Origin of the sequence: Actinokineospora inagensis DSM 44258 (assembly GCF_000482865.1) — a bacterium.
Lineage (GTDB): Bacteria > Actinomycetota > Actinomycetes > Mycobacteriales > Pseudonocardiaceae > Actinokineospora > Actinokineospora inagensis.
Window position 1 is genome coordinate 12,455 of record NZ_AXWW01000073.1, and the last position, 19,846, is coordinate 32,300.

The 19,846-nt window shown below is 70.9% G+C and carries 17 protein-coding genes and 1 rRNA gene; 15 read left to right on the top strand and 3 right to left on the bottom strand.

The window, feature by feature from the left end:
* Positions 1 to 677 precede the first annotated feature (677 nt).
* The 4 genes from H504_RS36640 (at position 678) to H504_RS0123555 (ending at position 3,476) form a co-directional block, all read left to right on the top strand.
* Complete coding sequence (locus H504_RS36640; protein WP_157440597.1) at positions 678 to 1,016, top strand: hypothetical protein; 339 nt, start codon at positions 678 to 680, stop codon at positions 1,014 to 1,016.
* A 41-nt stretch (positions 1,017 to 1,057) separates the two neighbouring features.
* Complete coding sequence (locus H504_RS0123545; RefSeq protein WP_211239389.1) at positions 1,058 to 1,975, top strand: carbohydrate kinase family protein; 918 nt, start codon at positions 1,058 to 1,060, stop codon at positions 1,973 to 1,975.
* Positions 1,976 to 2,225: 250 nt separating this feature from the next.
* A complete protein-coding gene (locus H504_RS0123550; protein ID WP_026424779.1) occupies positions 2,226 to 3,068 on the top strand; it encodes an SAM-dependent methyltransferase in 843 nt (280 codons plus the stop codon).
* Positions 3,069 to 3,137: 69 nt separating this feature from the next.
* The gene (locus H504_RS0123555; RefSeq protein ID WP_026424780.1) at positions 3,138 to 3,476 is read left to right on the top strand and encodes a nuclear transport factor 2 family protein; all 339 of its coding nucleotides are present in this window, start codon (positions 3,138 to 3,140) and stop codon (positions 3,474 to 3,476) included.
* Here H504_RS0123555 and H504_RS0123560 read toward each other — a convergent pair.
* Positions 3,445 to 4,212, bottom strand: a complete 768-nt coding sequence (locus tag H504_RS0123560) for an EI24 domain-containing protein (RefSeq protein WP_084468090.1) — start codon at positions 4,210 to 4,212, stop codon at positions 3,445 to 3,447. The genes H504_RS0123555 and H504_RS0123560 overlap by 32 nt on opposite strands.
* Positions 4,213 to 4,277: 65 nt before the next feature.
* Between H504_RS0123560 and H504_RS36645 the strand changes: the two genes are divergently transcribed.
* The 9 genes from H504_RS36645 (at position 4,278) to H504_RS0123605 (ending at position 14,516) form a co-directional block, all read left to right on the top strand.
* Positions 4,278 to 6,197 (top strand): ABC transporter ATP-binding protein, encoded by a 1,920-nt coding sequence (locus tag H504_RS36645; RefSeq protein WP_425394073.1) that lies wholly within the window; start codon positions 4,278 to 4,280, stop codon positions 6,195 to 6,197.
* A gap of 150 nt (positions 6,198 to 6,347) precedes the next feature.
* Complete coding sequence (locus tag H504_RS0123570; protein WP_157440598.1) at positions 6,348 to 6,614, top strand: hypothetical protein; 267 nt, start codon at positions 6,348 to 6,350, stop codon at positions 6,612 to 6,614.
* A 131-nt stretch (positions 6,615 to 6,745) separates the two neighbouring features.
* Positions 6,746 to 7,819, top strand: a complete 1,074-nt coding sequence (locus tag H504_RS0123575) for a sensor histidine kinase (RefSeq protein WP_084468092.1) — start codon at positions 6,746 to 6,748, stop codon at positions 7,817 to 7,819.
* Positions 7,816 to 8,589 (top strand): LytR/AlgR family response regulator transcription factor, encoded by a 774-nt coding sequence (locus H504_RS0123580; RefSeq protein ID WP_026424784.1) that lies wholly within the window; start codon positions 7,816 to 7,818, stop codon positions 8,587 to 8,589. Before H504_RS0123575 ends, H504_RS0123580 begins: the two co-directional genes overlap by 4 nt.
* A gap of 912 nt (positions 8,590 to 9,501) precedes the next feature.
* Entirely contained in the window at positions 9,502 to 9,861 is a 360-nt protein-coding gene (locus H504_RS0123585; protein ID WP_026424785.1) for a hypothetical protein, read from the top strand.
* The gene (locus H504_RS0123590) at positions 9,858 to 11,633 is read left to right on the top strand and encodes a sodium/solute symporter (RefSeq protein WP_026424786.1); all 1,776 of its coding nucleotides are present in this window, start codon (positions 9,858 to 9,860) and stop codon (positions 11,631 to 11,633) included. The genes H504_RS0123585 and H504_RS0123590 overlap by 4 nt, the downstream gene beginning before the upstream one ends.
* Before the next feature lie 65 nt (positions 11,634 to 11,698).
* Positions 11,699 to 12,088, top strand: coding sequence for a DUF485 domain-containing protein (locus H504_RS0123595; RefSeq protein WP_026424787.1), 390 nt, complete (start codon positions 11,699 to 11,701; stop codon positions 12,086 to 12,088).
* The gene (locus H504_RS0123600) at positions 12,085 to 13,713 is read left to right on the top strand and encodes a solute symporter family protein (RefSeq protein WP_026424788.1); all 1,629 of its coding nucleotides are present in this window, start codon (positions 12,085 to 12,087) and stop codon (positions 13,711 to 13,713) included. Before H504_RS0123595 ends, H504_RS0123600 begins: the two co-directional genes overlap by 4 nt.
* Before the next feature lie 158 nt (positions 13,714 to 13,871).
* Positions 13,872 to 14,516 (top strand): HNH endonuclease family protein, encoded by a 645-nt coding sequence (locus H504_RS0123605; protein WP_084468096.1) that lies wholly within the window; start codon positions 13,872 to 13,874, stop codon positions 14,514 to 14,516.
* A 694-nt stretch (positions 14,517 to 15,210) separates the two neighbouring features.
* Here H504_RS0123605 and H504_RS0123610 read toward each other — a convergent pair.
* The gene (locus H504_RS0123610; protein WP_026424790.1) at positions 15,211 to 15,927 is read right to left on the bottom strand and encodes a S1 family peptidase; all 717 of its coding nucleotides are present in this window, start codon (positions 15,925 to 15,927) and stop codon (positions 15,211 to 15,213) included.
* A 384-nt stretch (positions 15,928 to 16,311) separates the two neighbouring features.
* Between H504_RS0123610 and paaZ the strand changes: the two genes are divergently transcribed.
* Entirely contained in the window at positions 16,312 to 18,339 is a 2,028-nt protein-coding gene (gene paaZ / locus H504_RS0123615) for a phenylacetic acid degradation bifunctional protein PaaZ (protein ID WP_026424791.1), read from the top strand.
* Positions 18,340 to 18,404: 65 nt separating this feature from the next.
* On the opposite strand, the gene H504_RS0123620 is transcribed toward paaZ, so the two are convergent.
* Positions 18,405 to 18,971: a snapalysin family zinc-dependent metalloprotease gene (locus H504_RS0123620; protein WP_026424792.1), complete on the bottom strand. Its 567-nt coding sequence runs from the start codon at positions 18,969 to 18,971 to the stop codon at positions 18,405 to 18,407.
* 682 nt (positions 18,972 to 19,653) lie between these two features.
* On the opposite strand from H504_RS0123620, the gene H504_RS0123625 reads away from it, so the two are divergent.
* Positions 19,654 to 19,846, top strand: a 16S ribosomal RNA gene (locus H504_RS0123625); the annotation flags it as partial.

Below are 19,846 nucleotides of genomic sequence, written 5' to 3' on the forward strand. Positions count from 1 at the left end.
GTTTGGGTCGGCCACCGGTTCCGGATGGTTGCCTCCGTCGGGACTGGCCACCGATCCCCAGGTGGTGGTCCCCGTGGGGCTTGCCAACAGGCCCGGGTGAGTGCCTTCGTTGGATCTGGTCATCCACAGTGCCGGGAGTCGTCCACAGGCTTGGCTGTGCCCCCCTTGACAAGTCGCGGTTCGCGCTACCGTCAGGAATGGGCCCCCGGCCCCCGGGTGGGCGGGCTCCTGCCTGGTGCGCGGGCGGAGGTTGGTCAAGTCGCGCGACCGGGTGATCGCGACCGGGTGGTCTCGGCCCAGGGGATCGTGACCGGTGATCGTGGCCGGGGTGGCGTCAGCCCAGGGGATCGTGGTGCGGGTGGTCGTGGCCTGGGTGATCGCGGTTCAGGTGGGCGTGACCGGGGTGATCGTGAGCCGGGTGATCGTGAACGGCGATTGTTGACTCGGGGGTGGTCGTGAACTCGGTGATCGCCGAGTCGGGTGTCGCCCGGGTCGTTGTCGGGTGGAAGCGATCAGGTGAGCGGGGTTTCGGCGGGCAGGGCGTGTGGTGGTGTGGTCAGGGCGGGCGGGGGTTGTGAATGGCGGGGGTGCGGGGAGTGTGGGCAGGTGCGAGTGGGGTCGGGGTGATCGGTGGGTCGTGGTGGGGGAGTGTCGGTGGAGTGGGGCATGCTGGGGTGGTGACCACCGAGCCGCTGCCATTGTTGCCGCATCCAGATCCGCTTTACGCGGGGTTGGCCTCGGTCGCCCGGCAGGAGGCGGGGCGGTTCGCGGAGCGGAATCTGCGGGTGCGGCGGTCGGCGGTGGTGCACGCGGTGCGGATGGTGCCCTGGGTGGCGGGGTTGACCTTGCCCGCGCCCGCGTGTGGGCAGGGGTGGTCGGGGGCGGGCGGCGGTGAGTTGCACCCGGTGGCCGAGTCGGTGAACTGCGGGCACTGCCTGGCTTCCGCGCAAGCGCGGGCGGCGGCGGCGGCGGGGGACCTGGGGTCGCAGCCGCCGTTGCCGTTTCCGGCGTCGTGAGCACCGCGAGCGCCATGAGCGCTGTGGGTGGGGTGAGCGCCGTGGCTGGGGTGAAACCGATCAGCGTGGTCGGTGAGGCGTTGGTGGACCTGGTGGCGCAGCCGGACGGGTGCACGTTCGCGGCGCACCCCGGCGGTGGCCCGGCGAACGTGGCGATCGCGGTGGCGCGGTTGGGGGTGCCCGCCGCGTTGAGCACCCGGTTGGGGGATGACCTGCTCGGGGTGATGGTGCGCGACCACCTCGACCGGTCCTGTGTGGACACAACCGTGTTACCCGCGGCGACCGCCGACACGAGTGTGGCATTCGCGCAGACCGATGAGCACGGGGTGGCCAGGTACGACTTCCGGATCGCCTGGGACGTGGAGCGGGTGCCGGTGCGGGCGGGGGCGGCGTTCCTGCACACCGGGTCGTTGGCGGCGGCGTTGGCGCCCGCCGCCGTCGAGGCGGCGATGCGGGCGGCGAAGACCGCTAAGATCCCGGTGTCCTACGACCCGAACATCCGACCGGCGCTGGCCGGTCCGGTCGCCGTGGCGCGGTCGCGGTTCGAGCGGCAGGTCGGGTTGGCCGACGTGGTCAAGGTCAGCGAGGAGGACCTGGACTGGCTGTACCCGGGCACCGACCCGGTCCGCCGATCGGAGGCGCTGCTGATCCTCGGGCCGCGGCTGGTCGTCTTGACCCGGGGTGCGGCGGGCGCGCACGCGGTCACGAACTCGCTCGCCGTGGACCGGGCGGCTCCCGCGGTCGAGGTGGTCGACACGGTGGGCGCGGGCGACGGGTTCACCGCCGGGCTGCTGTGCGTGCTCGCCCGGTCCGGGGTCCCGCTGGGCAGGCTGGACGAGGCGACCGTGACGCGGGCGCTGGACCTGGCGAACCTGGTGGGCGCGCGCACCTGTGCCCGGCCGGGCGCCGACCCGCCCCGGTTGTCCGAATTGGGACCTGCGGCGGCCCTGCTCGGCTGACCGGTGCTGCCGTCCGAAGCGGGATAGTTTTGACCGCCGAGTGGTCACCCGCGGTCATCGGAGGTCCGACCACGCGGCCATCCGGCGCAATCTCACCCGGATGGTGTTCCAACTATCGGGTGACGGTGGTCGGGGAACCCGCACTCGGGGCAGGTCAACGAGTACGACGTACGGTGGGGGCCGTTCAGCTCGGTCGCCCGGTGTCCTAGTCTGTTCACCGTCCGTTGCCGCGCCCTGTGGAGTCAGTCACATGTCTGCTGCCGAGTCCGAGCCCTGGGATGAGTACCCCAGGGGGGCGGCCCTCGACTTCGACGCGCCCAACCAGGCGCGCCTGTTCGACGCCCTTCTCGGTGGTCGCGACAACTACGCCGCCGACCGGGAGGCGGTGACGAAGCTGTCCGCGCTGGCGCCGGGCGCGCACCAGATGACCCGCGACCACCGCGAGTGGTTCAGCCGGGCGCTGCGGCTGCTGGTCACCCAGCGTGGTGTGGACCAGTTCATCGACCTCGGCTCCGGCCTGCCCACGGTCGACAACACGCACCAGATCGTCCAGCGGCACAACCCGGACGCGAAGGTCGTCTACATCGACAACGACCCGGTGGTCCTCGCGCACGGCCGGGCGTTGCTGGAGGAGAACGACAACACCCACATCCTCGACTACGACATCACCGAGCCGGAGTTCGTCACCAGCGACCCGGACCTGCGCCGCCGGATCAATTTCGACCGGCCCATCGGTCTCATGCTGTGCATGGTCACCGGCTTCCTGCTCGACGACGTCGTCGCCCGCGCCACCGTGCACGGCTGGGTCGACGCGCTCGCCCCCGGCTCCTACGTCGTGGTCAGCCAGCAGTACGACCCCGCCGACGGCAGCCACTACGCCGACATCGCGCACGCCCTGCGCGACGGCTTCCGCAACTCCAAGATCGCCACCGCCTTCCGCGACCGGCACGAGATCGAGTCCTACTTCAAGGGCCTGGAAATGGTCGAGCCCGGCCTGTCCTACCTGCACGAATGGTGGCCGGACGGCCCGCGCATGGCCAAGCTCAACGACCTGAACTTCCTCATCCTGGGCGGCATGGGCCGCAAGCCCTGATCCCGGCCAGGCCGACCTCGCCGAGCACCGGGCGGTCGAATTGTCGGTGGTCCGCAGGACACTGGCGGCATGACTCCCGAAGAGACGGTCCAGACCTACTTCGACGCGTGGCGGGCCAAGGACTTCGACCGCTTCCGCTCCATCCTCGCCGACGACGTGACCTTCGTCGGCCCGTTGGGCACCGCGAACAGTGGCGACGAGTGCAGGCAGGGCATCGAGAACCTGTCCAAGATCGTCACCGATGTCGTGGTCCGGCACCGGTTCGTCGATGGTGAGAACGTGCTGACCTGGTTCGACCTGCACACGACCGAGGCGCCGCCGTTGTCGACGGCGAACTGGAGCCGGGTGCGCGAGGGCAAGGTGACCCGGATCCAGGTCACCTTCGACCCGAGGCCGCTGCTGTCCTGACCTCGTGCGCGACGAGGGTGCCGCCCGCCATGGCCGCCGGGAACACGACCAGGGCGGCCAGCGGGATCAGGCACAGCAGGTACACCGGCACCCCGAACCCCAGCGCCAGTCCGAGCCGACCGCGCAGGGCCGCGCGGCGCTCGCGCAGGCCGATCCCCCGGCGGACGAAGGGGATCGCGGTCACCTCCAGGGCGAGCAGCCACGCCCCGACGCACACCGCGAGCACCGGCACGACCGTCTGCCCGAACACGGGTACGAACCCGAGGGCGAACAGCACCACCGCCCACACCAGTCCGCGCGCCACCAGCGCGACCGCGTCGCGCAGGCCGATCCAGGCCGCCTTCGCCCAGCCGAGCGGCTGGGCGGGCCCGCCGCCGAGCAGCCGGTCCTCGACCTCCTCGGCGATGCTCTCGTAGAACGGGCCACCGATGACCAGGGTGAGCGCGCTGAACAGCAGCAACGCCAACGCGATCGCGCCGACCACCAGCGACACGCCGACCCCGACCCGCAGCACGGTGCGCCAGAACGCGGACCAGTCGGCGGCGAACGGGGTGGCCCAGGTGACCAGGTCGCCCGCGGTCAGCGCCAGGCCGAGCAGCCCGCCGAACAGCAGGACACTGGTCAGCAGCACCGGCAGCGCGCCGCGCAGCAGCAGCGCCCGGTTGCCCAGGACGATGCCGAAGCCGCGGCCGAGGTGGGCGAGGCCGGTGCCGAGGTCGCGCAGCACGGTGATCACGGCGAAATCCTACGGGCCCGGTTGACCTCGACTTTGCTCTAACTTCTACCGTTCCCGGTGTGGACATGCAGATGACGGCGTGGAACGCGCTCTACCGGACCATGCACGCGCGTACCGACCAGCGCACGAGCACCCGCCGGGCGTTGCGGCGGGTGCTGGTCTTCGCCCGACCGCACCGCGCCCGGATCGCTCGGTTCCTGCTGGTGAGCGTGCTGCTCTCGGCGCTCGCGGTGGCGACCCCGGTGCTGGCGGGCCGGGTGGTCGACGCGATCGTCGGCAAGCAGCAGGCGGGTGTGGTGGTGTGGCTGGCGGCGGTGATCGCGGTGGCCGCCGTGCTGGAGGCCGGGTTGGGGCTGGTCGGCCGGTACCTGTCGGCGAGCATCGGCGAGGGGCTGATCCTGGACCTGCGCACCCGGGTGTTCGACCACGTGCAGCGGATGCCGGTCGCGTTCTTCACCCGCACCCGCACCGGCGCGCTGGTCAGCAGGCTCAACAACGACGTGATCGGCGCGCAGCGGGCGTTCAGCGACACGCTCTCCGGCGTGGTCGGCAACCTGGTCACCCTCACCTTGACGCTCATCGTCATGATCGGCATCTCCTGGCCGGTGACGCTGCTCGCGCTGGTCCTGCTGCCGGTGTTCGTCATCCCGGCCCGCCGGATGGGCGGGCGGCTGGCCGCGCTGCAGCGGGAGGCCGCCGAGCACAACGCGGTGATGAGCACCCAGATGACCGAGCGGTTCTCCGCTCCCGGGGCCACCCTGGTGAAGCTGTTCGGCCGCCCGGACCGCGAGTCGGCCGAGTTCGCCGAGCGCGCGGGCCGGGTGCGCGACATCGGCGTGCGCACCGCGATGGTGCAGTGGGTGTTCGTCACCGCGCTGACCCTCGTGTCCGCGCTCGCGCTGGCCCTGGTCTACGGGCTCGGCGGCTACCTGGCGATCACCGGGTCGCTGGAGCCGGGCGCGGTGGTGTCCCTGGCGCTGCTGCTGACCAGGCTGTACTCGCCGCTGACCGCGCTCGCCGGTGCCCGTGTCGAGGTGATGAGCGCGCTGGTCAGCTTCGAGCGGGTGTTCGAGGTGCTGGACCTGCCGCCGCTGATCACCGACGCGCCGGGCGCCGGACCGGTGCCGGACGGCCCGGTGTCGGTGGAGTTCGACGACGTCCGCTTCGGCTACCCCGCGGCGGACAAGGTGTCGCTGGCGTCGCTGGAGGAGGTCGCCACCCTCGACACCCGCGGCGGGGCCGAGGTGCTGCACGGGATCTCCTTCCGCGCCGAGCCGGGCCAACTGGTCGCCCTGGTCGGTTCGTCCGGCGCGGGCAAGTCGACCATCGCGCAGTTGGCGCCCCGGCTCTACGACGCGGACGCGGGCGCCGTTCGACTGTCCGGTGTGGACGTTCGGGAGCTGACCGCCGCGTCCATCCGGGACACCCTGGGCATGGTCACCCAGGACGGGCACCTGTTCCACGAGTCGATCCGGGCCAACCTGCTGCTCGCCCGCCCCGGGGCCGACGAGTCCGACCTCTGGGACGCGCTGCGCCGGGCCCGGCTGGCCGACCTGGTGACGTCCTTGCCGGACGGTCTGGACACGGTGGTCGGCGAGCGCGGCTACCGGCTCTCCGGCGGTGAGCGGCAGCGGCTGACCATCGCCCGGCTGCTGCTGGCCCGGCCCCGCGTGGTGATCCTGGACGAGGCCACCGCGCACCTGGACTCGACCTCCGAGGCCGCCGTGCAGGCCGCGCTGGGCGAGGCGTTGGCCGGTCGCACCGCCATCGTCATCGCGCACCGGTTGTCGACCATCCGCGCCGCCGACCAGATCCTGGTGGTGGAGGCCGGTGAGATCGTGGAACGCGGCCGCCACGACGACCTGTTGGCCCAGGACGGGCGTTATGCCGAGTTGTACCGCACCCAGTTCAGCACCGGGGCGGCCGCGGAATCCAGTGCCGACCACGGAGTGGACGCGGTGGTCGAGCCACTGGCCACCCGGTAGTGGGCGCCGAACGGGTGAAACCGGGGGCTGCTCGGTCACATTCGTCTGATGAGGACGGTCCGGCTGACCCGGAAGCGTTGCAGATCAAGGGCAATGGACCCGTCACATTACGGCAACCGGGGGACTTCCCAAGTCCGCCATGCTGTGGCCATGCTGAATCCCGTGTCCACACCCGTGTCCGGCCCCACCCCGGCGGAGTCCCGGCTGCGCGAGATCGCCGAGGACGCCACCCGGCTGCTCGTCCAGGCGCACCCGGCGATCGCGGCCGACGTGGTGGCGGCGGTGGTTTTCCAGGCGGCGGGTGAGTTGGCCGGAAGTTCTCGCGGGGTCGAGGAGTTCCACCAGTTGCTGCGCAGGCGGGCCGACGCCCGGCTGCGCGCGATGGCGGGCGTGTTCACCCCGATCCGGGCACGGTGAACACTGGCGGGTGACGCTGACCGGGCGACCGGGTGACGTTCGGTGTCAGCTCGGGCACGGTCGGTCCAGTGGTATCACTCCTTCGTGTGGCGGGCCTTTACCATCTACCAATCCGCCGAAGGGGACCGCGCATGCCGGACGACGAGCAGCACCCGCGCCCGCGGTCCCGGCTGCCCTTCGCCCGCCACCGCACCGGCGCCACCGCCGTGCTCGCCCAGGCCCGCCGGATCGGTGAGGACCTCGCCGACGGCCTGACCGGGCCCGGTGTCGCCGCCGCGGCCCGGGGCGTCCGCTCGCTGCTCGGCGCCGACGCCGTCGGCCTGTCCGACCTGTCCGGCCGACCGACCTGGGCCGGTCCCGTGCCGCCCGGCACCCGGTGGATCGCCCTCGTCGACGAGGTCTTGCACAGCGAGACCCGCGCTGGTCGCCCGCCGCTGGTTGTCCTACCGCTGCACGTGCACGACGAGCTGGCGGGGGTGCTCGTGGTCGCGGGCGCGGTCGCCGCGGTCGCCGTCCGCGAGGTCACCGACTGGGTGGTCGCCGCCCTGGAACGGGCCCGGCTGGAGGCCTCCGCCGAGTACGCCGCCCAGGCCGAACTGCGGGCGCTGCGCGCGGAGATCTCCCCGCACTTCGTCTACAACGCGCTCACCGTGATCGCCTCGTTGGTGCTCTCCGACCCGGACCGCTCCCGCGAGCTGATGCTCGACTTCGCCGACTACAACCGGTACAGCCTGGCCCGGCACGGCGAGTACACCACCGTCGCCGAGGAGTTCCACGCCATCGAGACCTACCTGGCGTTGCAGCGCGCCGTGCTCGGCGACCGGCTGCGGGTGCAGGTGCGGGTCGCGCCCGAGGTGCTCGCCGTCGCCATCCCGTACCTGGTGCTGCAGCCGCTGGTGGAGAACGCCGTGCGACACGGGGTGGAGCCGCGCCCGGCGGGCGGCACCGTCCAGGTGCGCGGCGAGGCCGAGGGCTCCGACTGCGTGATCACCGTGGACGACGACGGCGTCGGCATGCCCCCAGCGCACGCCGAGGCGATCCTGGCCGGACGCGGACCGGCGGGCAGCGTCGGCCTCGCCAACGTCGACCGGCGGCTGCGCAACGTCTACGGCGCCTGGTACGGGCTGGTCGTGGAGACCGAGCGGGACGCGGGCACCCGGGTGGTCGTCCGGATGCCGATGTTCGCCCCCGGGGTGGTGCCGTGAGCGGCGTGCGGGTGTTGGCGGTCGACGACGTGCGGGCCGCGCTGGACGAGCTGTGCAGGCTGCTGCGCGCCGCCCCCGACGTCGCCGAGGTGTGCGCCGCCGGTGACGCGCTGAGCGCGCTGCGGATGATCCAGGCCGAGCCGTTCGACGCGGTGTTCCTGGACATCTCCATGCCCGGCCTGACCGGCCTGGAACTGGCGTCCCTGCTGGCGAAGCTGTCCGACCCACCGGTGATCGTGTTCGTCACCGCCTACGACGGCCACGCCGTCTCCGCCTACGGCATCGGCGCCGTGGACTACCTGCTCAAACCCGTCCGCGCCGAACGCCTCGCCGACGCGCTGACCCGCGTCGTGCGCGCCTCGGCCGGCCGACGCCCGGCCAGGGAACCGCTCCGCCCCGACGCCATGCCCGCCCTCCCCGTCGAATCCGACGGCCGCACCCGCTACGTCCGCCGCGGCGAGGTCAAGTTCGCCGAAGCCCACGGCGACTACGTCCGCCTGCACACCCCATCCGGCGTCCACCTGGTGCGAATGCCGATCTCCCGCCTGCAGGAATACTGGGAAGGCTCCGGCTTCGCCCGAGTCCACCGCGGCTTCCTGGTAGCCCTCGACGCCGTCCGCGAACTCCGCAGCGACTCCGTCGGCGGCATGCTCGCCCACACCGACCTCGGCGACGTCCCGGTCAGCCGCCGCCACGCCCGAGACCTCCGCGCCCGCCTCCTCCGCGCCGCCCAACGCGGCGAACTCGGCCGAGCGGACCACGGCAGATGAACACCCCCGCACCTACGCCCCCCTCACCCGACAACCATCCCCGCCCACCCCACACCTTCGATAGCCCACTGCCCACCCATCTCACCCCGCACCCGACCTCCGACTCCCGGCCAGCCCCCACCCTGTCCCGGGGGGCGTCCCCAGTGCCAGTCTACCGGTCGCCCGGCGCAGCGAACGGATCACGCGAATGCTGGGGATGGAGCGCAACGATGTGGACAACTCCGCGCCGCGGACGGGTACAGGCGGCCCCCACCCGATCCCGGGGGGCGGCCCCGATGCCAGTCTACCGGCTGGCGAGCTTGGTGGACGGATCATGCGAACGCTGGGGATGGGTCGGACCGATGTGGACAACTCGGCGCCCTCGACGGGACTGGGCGGCCCCACCCATTCCCGGGAGGCGACCCAGTGCCCGTCTTCACACCCGCTGGCGGGCCTGGTGACAGTGCCGCGTGAACGCCGGGGATGCCGTAGGCCGGTGCGGACAACTTGGCACCGCGGACGGGTACGGGCGGCCCCCACCCGATCCCGGGGGGCGGCCCCGATGCCAGTCTACCGGCTGGCGAGCGTCGTGGGCGGGTCGTGCGAATGCTGGGGATGGCGCAGGTCGGTGTGGACAACTCGACGTCCCCGACGGGTACAGGCGGCCCCCACCCTGTCCCGGGGGGCGGCCCCGGTCCCAGTCTACCCGCTGACGAGCCTGGCGGGCGAACCGTGCGAATGCTGGGGACACACCACGGCGATGTGGACAACTCGGCTGGCATTGAGCTCCGCGCCGGCCGCCCGCACACCAAGCTCGCCGCAGCCCCCGCAGCCCCCGCAGCCCCCGCAGCCCCCGCAGCAGAGCGCGGACCCGCAGCCCCCGCGGCGGAGCGCGGACCCGCAGCAGAGCGCGGACCCGACTCGGCGAGCCGGATGAGTCCGCATCGACGCGTCGCGGTGACCAGTCCGCAGACCAGGCTCGCTCACGCCCGGCGCAGGCATCGCACCGCCTGGCGGCCGCCGACCTTGGACCCGGTGGACGCGCGAGTGGCCATGCGTGTCTACCGCGCACAGCGAATCCTTGTCGCACAAGCACTCCTGGCCCTGTTCACCTTCCTCTTCGGACTCCCGCTGGTCCTGCGCCTGTTCCCATCCTGGGACGGGGTCAGGCTGCTCGGCGTCCCGATGTCGTGGTTGGCGATTGTGCTGGTTCCCTTTCCCGCCATGGTGTTGATCTCCCGTTGGCAGTTGCGGCGGGCGGAGCGGGTTGAGGATGTCGGGGAGTTGGAGTGATCGCGGTCTTCGCGGTGGCGCCGGTCGTGGTGATCACTCTGTTGGTGGGGTTGCGCGGGGTCGCGGCCATGCGCACCACGTCCGACTTCCTGGTGGCGTCGCGGCGGGTGTCGCCGTTGTTGAATTCGGCGGCGGTGTCGGGGGAGTACTTGTCCGCGGCGTCGTTTCTCGGGGTGGCTGGGCTTGTGGTGAAGGACGGCATGGGGGCGCTGTGGTACCCGGTCGGGTTCACCGCGGGCTATGTCGCGATGTTGGTGTTGGTCGCGGCGCCGATGCGGCGGTCGGGTGCGGTGACCGTGCCGGACTTCGCCGAGGCCCGGTTGGCGTCGACGCCGTTGCGGAAACTCGCGGCGGTCACCGTGCTCGTCGTCGCCGGGTTGTACCTGGTGCCGCAGTTCCGCACGGCGGGGTTGGTGCTGAGCGTGGTCAGCGACAGCCCGTACTGGGTGGGTGTGGTCATCGCGGCGGTCGTGGTGAGCGTGACCCTCGCGCTCGGCGGTATGCGCGCGGCGACGTACGTGCAGGCGTTCCAGTTCTGCTTCAAGCTGCTGCTGTTCATCGTCCCGGCGATCTGGTTGCTGCTGCAGGTCGGACCGCAGGTGCGGCACGAGGCTGTGCACCCGGTGCCGTTCACCCACTTCAGCCACGACACCGCGGTCGACTTCGACCTGGAGGTGACCCTGCTGCTCGACGAACCCCTGACCGTGCGGACCGGTGACGGCAGGTCGCTCACCATCCCGGCGGGGGAGTACCGGGTCGCCGACGGCAGCACGCTCGTCTTCCCAGCGGGCGCGGCGGTTCCCGGGGTCCGCGGTGGCGCCGCCCCGGGCGGTCCGGACTGGAGCAGGCCGCTGCTCGACGTCAACGACGCGGACCACCCGCTGCTGGGCACCTGGGCCGTGTTGGTGGCCACCATGTTCGGCACCATGGGCCTTCCGCACGTGCTGATGCGCTTGCACACCAGCCCGGACGGTCGCGCCGCCCGCCGCACCGCCGCCATCACCGTCGGCCTGCTCGGTGTCTTCTACCTGTTCCCCGGCGTCTACGGCACCCTGGCCAAGGTCCTGGTCCCGCAGTTGTACCTGTCCGGCGCCACGGACACCGCGGTCGTCGCCCTACCGTCCCAAGTGGACACCGGGTCGACCGGGACCGTGTTCACCGCGCTGCTGACCGCGGGCGCGTTCGCCGCGTTCCTGGCCACCTCACTCGGGTTGCTGCTGGTCGTGGCGGGCGCGATCTCGCACGACCTGGTGCCCGGCGGGCTGGCCCGGCTCCGGTTCACCGTGGTCGCGGCGGCCGCCGTCGTCGTGCTGCTGGCGCTGCCCTCGGTGAAGTTGGACGCGGGCGTGCTGGTCACCTGGGGGTTCACCGTGGCGGCCTCCACCTTCTGCCCGCTGCTGGTGCTGGGCATCTGGTGGCCGCGGCTGACCGCGCCGGGCGCCATCGCCGGGGTCGCCGCCGGGCTGCTGGCCTCCGCCGGGGCGATCGCGGTCGCGCTGTTCGGGCCGCCGTTGTCCGGCCTGCCCGCGCTGCTGATCGCCCAGCCCGCCCCGTGGTCGATCCCGTTGGCGTTCGTCACGATGGTGGGCGGGTCGCTGTTCGGCAGGCCGCCCGCCTGGTCCTCGGCGGCGATGCTGCGGCTGCACCTGCGTGAGCGACCCGGCTTCGACCACCGCCGGTCCCGCCCGCCCGCGCGTGACCTGGGCCACTCGTCCTGGTCTGCCCGCCGTTCGTCGGCCGCTCGTCGCGTGATCCGTCGTTTGGGCCGCTGACCGCCCGACCGCCGCCCGCCGCTCCCTAACGTGACGCGGAACACCCGTCGAGGGAGGCGAGAGAAGTGAGCACCACCGAGTCCGAGACCCGGCCCCCGGACCCGACGAACTGGGCCGAGGTCCACGACAGCGCCGAGTTCGTCGAGCTTCGCTCCAGGTTACGCCGGTTCGTTTTCCCGATGACCGCCATCTTCCTGATCTGGTACCTGGTCTACGTCCTGCTGGCCGACTACGCCCACGGCTTCATGAAGACCAAGCTCGTCGGCGACTTCAACGTCGGCCTGCTGCTCGGCCTGCTGCAGTTCGTCTCCACCTTCGTGATCACCAGCCTCTACGTGCGCTACGCCGACCGGAAGCTCGACCCGTTGGCCGCCCGGATCCGCGAGAGCGTGGATATCACAGCAACCCCGGCGGGCACGCAAGGCGCAGCGAGCAACGAGGAGGCCGCGAAGTGACCAGGAACCTCGCCGCCGGGGTCACCGGCAGCAACCCGGGCCTCAACATCGGCATCTTCGCCGTGTTCGTCGCGATCACCCTGGTGGTCGTGTTCCGGGCCAGCCGCAACACCAAGACCGCCGCCGACTACTACGCCGCCGGCCGCGGTTTCACCGGCCCGCAGAACGGCGTCGCCATCTCCGGCGACTACCTCTCCGCCGCCTCGTTCCTGGGCATCGCGGGTGCCATCGCGCTCAACGGCTACGACGGTTTCCTCTACTCGATCGGTTTCCTGGTCGCCTGGCTGGTCGCGCTGCTGCTGGTCGCGGAGCTGTTGCGCAACACCGGCAAGTACACGATGGGCGACGTGCTGGCGTTCCGGATGCGGCAGCGGCCGGTGCGCGCCGCCGCGGCGACCTCGACGCTGGTGGTCACCTTCTTCTACCTGCTGGCCCAGATGGCGGGCGCGGGCGGCCTGGTCGCGCTGCTGCTCGGCGTGACCAACAAGACCGGTCAGGCCGTGGTGATCGCCGTGGTCGGCATCATCATGATCGTCTACGTGCTGGTCGGCGGCATGAGGGGCACCACCTGGGTGCAGATCATCAAGGCCGCGCTGCTCATCGTCGGCGCGCTGGTGATGACGGTCTGGGTGCTCGGCAAGTTCGGCTTCAACCTGTCCAGCCTGCTCGGTGGCGCGGTGGACAAGGGCGGCAAGGCGGGCGAGGCGCTGCTGAGTCCGGGCAAGCAGTACGGCGCGACCGGGACCAGCAAGCTGGACTTCCTGTCCCTCGGCCTGGCCCTGGTGCTCGGGACGGCGGGCCTGCCGCACATCCTGATGCGCTTCTACACCGTGCCCACCGCCAAGGAGGCCCGCCGCTCGGTGGTCTGGGCCATCTGGCTGATCGGCATCTTCTACCTGTTCACCCTGGTCCTCGGTTTCGGCGCGGGCGCCATCGTCGGCCCGGACGCGATCAAGGCGGCGCCGGGCAAGGCGAACTCGGCCGCGCCGCTGCTGGCCCAGGCGCTGGGCGGGCCGGTGCTGCTCGGGCTGATCGCCGCGGTCGCCTTCGCGACCATCCTGGCGGTCGTCGCGGGCCTGACGATCACCGCGTCGGCGTCGTTCGCGCACGACATCTACGCCAACATCATCAAGAAGGACCAGTTGGCCGACAAGAACGCCGAGGTCAGGGTCGCCCGGCTGACGGCGGTCGTGATCGGCGTGGTGGCGATCGTCGGCGGCATCGTCGCCAACGGGCAGAACGTGGCGTTCCTGGTGGCGCTCGCGTTCGCGGTGGCCGCGTCGGCGAACCTGCCGACCATCCTGTACTCGCTGTTCTGGAAGCGGTTCAACACCTCCGGCGCGCTGTGGAGCACCTACGGCGGCCTGGCGGCGAGCATCATCCTGATCGTGTTCTCCCCGGCGGTGTCCGGCAAGCCCTCGACCGCGGCGACCCCGTCGATGATCCAGGGCGTGGACTTCCACTGGTTCCCGCTGGAGAACCCCGGTCTGGTGTCGATCCCGCTCGCGTTCATCCTCGGCTGGCTGGGCACCGTGCTGTCGAAGGAGCGCACCGGTGACAAGTTCGCCGAGATGGAGGTCCGCGCGCTGACCGGGGCGGGGGCGGAGCAGGCAACCGCGCATTAGCGGTTCGCCACCCGCGTGGGCCCTACTCGATGGTCGGGGGTGGGGCCCACGCGGGTGTTCTGTGCCGGCGATCATGCGCCCCCGTTCGGCGTGCCTCCCCGCGTCCGGTCATGATCAGTGGAATGTATGCACTCAATCCTGCATAACACGGAGTGATCATGCGTTCCGCTGTCCCAGCCTTGACCCTGCTGGCCGCCATCGCCGTCGCCGCGTGCGATCCCAACGCCCTCGGCACGACCAGCAGCACCGTCGAGACCCCCGCCGCCCCCGGCAACCACGCGGCCCAGCTCGCCGCCCTCGGCCAACCCCGCCCCGAGGACACCGGCGCCCACTACAACCGCGCCGAGTGGGGCGACTGGAAGAACCAGCCGGGCACCAAGTGCAGCACCCGCGAACAGGTCCTCGTCCGCGACGGCGACGGCGAGACGGTCGACGCCCAGTGCAAGCCCACCTGCCCCAAGGCCACCTGCTGGACCAGCCGCTACGACGGTGTCACCAGCAAGGACGCCGCCGACCTGCAGATCGACCACATCGTCCCGCTGGCCGAGGCCGCCCGCTCCGGCGCCCGCGACTGGACCGCCGCCCAACGCTCCGCGTACTACAACGACACCACCAACCTGATCGCCGTCACCGCCCGCTCCAACACGCAGAAAAGCGACGGCGACCCCGCCAAGTGGCGCCCCACCCGCACCTACTGGTGCGACTACGCCACCGCGTACGTCGCGGTGAAGGTCAAGTACAAACTGTCGGTGGACGACGCCGAACTCGCCGCCCTGACGCAGATGCTCAACACCTGCCCGTAACCCCGGTCAAGATCGAACCGGCCCGAGCAGCCCCCGTTTCCAGCCTAGTGGCGAACGCTGAACTCGCGGGAGACTGAACTTGTCCGCTGGGGACCACGCGGAGAGATGTGGACAGCTCGGGCTTGTCAGGCATGTGGTGCCTGCGGGTGCTCCGCCAGGGGTGGACTTGGGGCTGTCCCGCGCTTGTGCCCGCGGGTGCGACTGTCCCGAGTGGTACAGCCATCCACATCGCGTGTGACCATCCACAGTCGACGAGTTCACCCGCCGCCCGCGTTTTCCTTGCCACTAGGCTGGATTCGGGGGCTGCTGTCGACGACCGGCCCGCCCGCGCCGAGTCGAGTCGAGCGACCACAGCGGGCAACGACAACACCCGGTCAGATCGACCAGACACCCAGCGCCCGCTCGAACGCCTCTTCAAGATCGAACCAGGCTGAGCAGCCCCCGATTCCAGCCTAGTGGGGAAGAGGGTGACGGCAGGAGGGTGAACTTGTCGGCTGTGGGCAGCGGTGAAGGATGTGGGCGACTTGCCCACATCTCCCCGCGTCGTCCCCAGCGGACAGGTTCAGCCTCCCGTCTCCGCCCGCCACGCCACTAGGCTGGAATCGGGGGCTGCTCAGTTCGGCCGGCCGCAGCGGGAACGGGGTGCCGCGGCCGGAGTCAGCCGCGGCACCCCGTCATGTGTGGCGCTGCCGGGTCAGACGCCCGCGATGCTCTTGATCCAGGTGCGGTACTGGCCGACCGAGGTGTAGTTGGTGACGCTCTGCCGGTCGCTGGTCGACGCCACGCCGATCTGGCGGCCGTTGCCGACCATCGGGCCGCCGGAGTCGCCGCCCGCGGTGATGCCGTTGCCGCGGTAGGCCTGGATGGCGACGCCGTTGTAGGCGTCGCGGGCGTTGGTCGAGGAGACCTGCACGGTGGCGACCTTCAGGTACCGCGACTGGCAGTTGATCTCCGGCTGGTTGGTGCAGGTCGCGCCCCAGCCGTAGACCTGGACCTGCTGCCCGGCGCGCGCGTCGGCCGTGGTGCCCAGCGGGGCGGTGGCGCCTGCGACGCTGCGGTCCAGGCGGACGATGGCCAGGTCGGAGTTGGAACTCGTGTAGACCTGCGCCCCGTTGGCGACCGTGCCGCCGCTGGTCTGGTCCTGGCTGCCGACGCGGAAGCTGAACGAGCCGCCGCCGGCGACGCAGTGCTTGGCGGTGAGGATGTACTGCGGCGCGATCAGCGTGGAGGTGCACTCCTGCTGGCCGTTGGCGAACATCCGGGCCGCGTACGGCAGGTTGCCGGTGCTGCCGCCGATGATGGCGGGGGACTGGACCGGGTCACCGGCGGGGGCCGCGCCTGCGGCGGGCGCGGCGGCCAACACGGCCAGCGCCGCCGCCGCGATGGAAACGACGAGTTGGGTCTTCTTCATGCTTTTCTCGATTCTGCGGCAATGGCCGCGGCAGGGTGAATCGGGAATTTCCGCACGGTCGGCCCCATGCGGAACATGATCGCGATAAATCGCCGCACCGGCTCAACTTCCCAGGTCAACGGCCCCTGGGAATGCGCGGCGGTCAAGCGACCACGCCATCTGAAGCCACCTTTTCACCCCAAACTGGTCATTCGCAAGTGGGTGGTGTTCCCAGCGCGTTCACAGGACAACACACCGGTAAACGGTAACGCCCGACCCCGGATTGCCCTGAATTGTTTTCGTGGTCTACGCGCGCGAGCCGGGCAATTCACCGGCGCGGGTCACTAGCATCGGGAGCGCGGCGACGAGGCCGCACCCGTGATCGACTCAGGAGGTCGACCCCCGATGGCGCTGCTGCGCAGCTACGTATCCGGCCGCTGGCACACCCCCGACGCGGACGGCGCGCCCCTGCTCGACGCGGTCACCGGTGAGGAGGTGGCCCGGATCTCCTCGGCCGGTGTCGACATGGCCGCCGCGCTCGACCACGGCCGCCGGACCGGTGGTCCCGCGCTGCGCGACCTGACCTTCCACCAGCGCGCGGCCCTGCTCAAGGTCCTCGCCGGTTACCTCACCGAGCACAAGGACGAGCTCTACGCGTTGTCCGCCCGCACCGGCGCCACCCAGCGCGACTCCCTGGTCGACGTCGACGGCGGCATCGGCGTGCTGTTCACCTACAGCAGCAAGGGCCGCCGCGAACTGCCGAACGCCAAGGTCCTCGCCGAGGGGCCGGTCGAGCGGCTGAGTCGGGAGGGCACCTTCGTCGGCAGGCACATCGCCGCCCCGCTGCACGGGGTCGCGGTGCAGATCAACGCCTTCAACTTCCCGATGTGGGGGCCGCTGGAGAAGTTCGCGCCCGCGTTCCTCGCGGGCGTCCCCAGCCTGATCAAGCCCGCCAGCCAGACCGCGTACCTGACCGCGCGGCTGGTCGAGTTGATGCTCGCCTCCGGCACCCTGCCCGAGGGGAGCCTGCAGCTCGTCTGCGGCAGCGCCGGTGACCTGCTCGACCACCTCACCCCGCAGGACCTGGTCGGTTTCACCGGGTCGGCCACCACCGCGCTGAAGCTGCGCAGCCACCCCACCGTCATCGCCAACTCGGTCCGGTTCACCGCCGAGGCCGACTCGCTGAACTGCTCGGTCCTCGGTCCGGACGCCACCGCGGGCACGCCCGAGTTCGACCTGTTCGTCAAGCAGTTGGTCACCGAGATGACGATCAAGGCGGGCCAGAAGTGCACCGCCATCCGACGCGCCTTCGTGCCCGCCGCCGCGTTGGACGCCGTCACCGAGGCCGTCGTCGACCGGCTGGCGAAGGTCAAGGTCGGCAACCCGGCCAACCCGGACGTCCGGATGGGCGCCCTGGCCAGCCTCGACCAGCGCGAAGAGGTCCGCCGCTCGGTGCACGCCCTGTCCGACGCGGGCAAGGTCGTCTACGGCACCCTCGACCACGTCGACGTGCTCGACGCCGACGCCACCCGGGGCGCGTTCCTGTCCCCGGTGCTGCTGCGCGCCGACGACCCCGACCGCGCCGAGCCGCACCAGGTCGAGGCGTTCGGCCCGGTCAGCACCCTGCTGCCGTACGACGACGTCGACCACGTCGTGGCCCTCGCCGCCCGCGGTCAGGGCAGCCTGGTCGGCTCGATCGTCACCGGCGACGCCGACTTCGCCACCCGGGTCACCCTCGGCGTCGCCCCCTGGCACGGCAGGCTGCTGGTCCTGGACACCGACAACGCCAAGGAGTCCACCGGTCACGGCTCCCCGCTGCCCGCCCTGGTGCACGGCGGCCCCGGTCGCGCGGGTGGCGGCGAGGAGATGGGCGGTATCCGCGGCGTCCTGCACCACCTGCAGCGCACCGCCATCCAGGCCAGCCCGCGGGTCCTGGCGTCGATCACCGGCGAGTGGGTGCCCGGGGCGCCGCGCACGACCGATGACGTCCACCCGTTCCGCAAGTCCCTCGCGACGCTGCGCGTCGGCGACAGCGTCACCGCCGGGCCCCGCGTGGTGAGCCAAGAGGACATCGACCACTTCGCCACCTTCACCGGTGACACCTTCTACGCGCACACCAACCCCGAGGCCGCCGCGGCCAACGAGTTCTTCGGCGGGATCGTGGCGCACGGCTACCTGATCGTCTCCTTCGCCGCGGGCCTGTTCGTCTCACCCGAACCCGGCCCGGTGCTGGCCAACTACGGCCTGGAGAACCTCCGGTTCGTCACCCCGGTCTACCCGGGTGACGAGCTCAGCGTCACGCTCACCGCCAAGCAGATCACCCCGCGCGAGAACGCCGACTACGGCGAGGTCCGCTGGGACGCCGATGTGACCAAACAGGACGGTGCGTCGGCCGCCAAGTACGACGTGCTCACCCTGGTCGCCAAGAACTGAACGCCGAGCAAAGGCGCGGCGGCCGTTCCCGGGGGAACGGCCGCCGCGGTCTCGTGCGTGGGTGCTCAGTCCTGGATGACCACGGTCAGCGGTGCGTCCGAGGCGGCCAGCCGGGAGTAGTTGCGCTGGACCACGGCGCGCTCGGCCGGGCTGGGGTGGGCGTTGGTGCAGCTCACCGGGGCGGAGTGGCCGGACATCAGGTCCGAGCACAGGCCGGTGCGGTTGTCCGGCAGGCCGAGGGCGTGACCCATCTCGTGCGCGATGATCCGGGTCTTGTCGAAGCCCTCGTCGACGGCCTGCTTGCCGAACCAGATCTGCACGCTGGTGCTCGGCCGGACCGGCCCGAGCGTGGTGTGCGGCCAACCGGGGTCGGCCACGATCTTGATGTTGACCTTCTGGCCCCTGGTCGCCTTGACGATGTGCACGTTGGGGGCGTCGGTGTTCCAGATCGCGGCCGCGGCGGCGTCGTTCGTCGCGTACTGCTGCGCCTGGGTGTCGTCGTAGGTGAGCGTGGTGACGGCCGCGACCGGGGCGGCCGCGGGTGCGGCGGTCGCCGGGGTGGCCACGCCGACCACCACGGCCGCGCCCAGGAGGGCGTTCGCCGCGACCAGCGCGAGGGTTCGTCGTTGCATGGATGTGCTCCTGAGTGTTCACCGACCGGCGCGGTCGCCGGTCGGACCCGGGTGGTTGCCATGCGGTGGGCTACGTCGAAGTGACGGTCGACGACGTCCAACCTGCCGCTACTCATCGCGTGGGCGTCACCGGCAGGCGGCGCCCAGTGACCATGGGTACTCGGTGTCCGGGGCGAACCCGACGGATAGTGACCGCGATCACAGGACTTGCCTTTCCCATCGCGGGGAACACCACGAAGTGAACGCACAACCCCGGCTTAGTGGGTTTGATCAGCGAAAACCCGGTCGCCGGGCGGCTTGGACGGGGTTGTCGACCGATCGAACCCCTGGTGCCGGGCGTCCTTCGGGAAACCTTGTCGCACAAGGGTTTTCGCCTGTTCGTCGCCGTATGGGCACCCCCGATTTGATCCCGTCTCAGCGGCCGTGTAACTTTCTTCCTGTCAGCGCGGAACGGGCCGGAAAAACCGGAACGAGCGGGACACAAGAACTTAGCGAGTAACCAGCCTCGGTTGAGGTCGCCTTCTCCGGCGGTTGATTCCGATGTGCGTGTGTTGTTTGAGAACTCAACAGTGTGCCGATTTAAGCCAGTAGAGCTTGAATGATTGAACCCCTTTGTGGGTTCCTTTGAGATGAATGTGATGCCAGTTTGGTGTCTGTTTGTCAGGTAACACTCTGAAAAGCATTTTTGGAGAGTTTGATCCTGGCTCAGGACGAACGCTGGCGGCGTGCTTAACACATGCAAGTCGAGCGGTAAGGCCCTTCGGGGTACACGAGCGGCGAACGGGTGAGTAACACGTGGGTAATCTGCCTCATACTCTGGGATAAGCCCGGGAAACTGGGTCTAATACCGGATAGGACTCTCCACCGCATGGTGG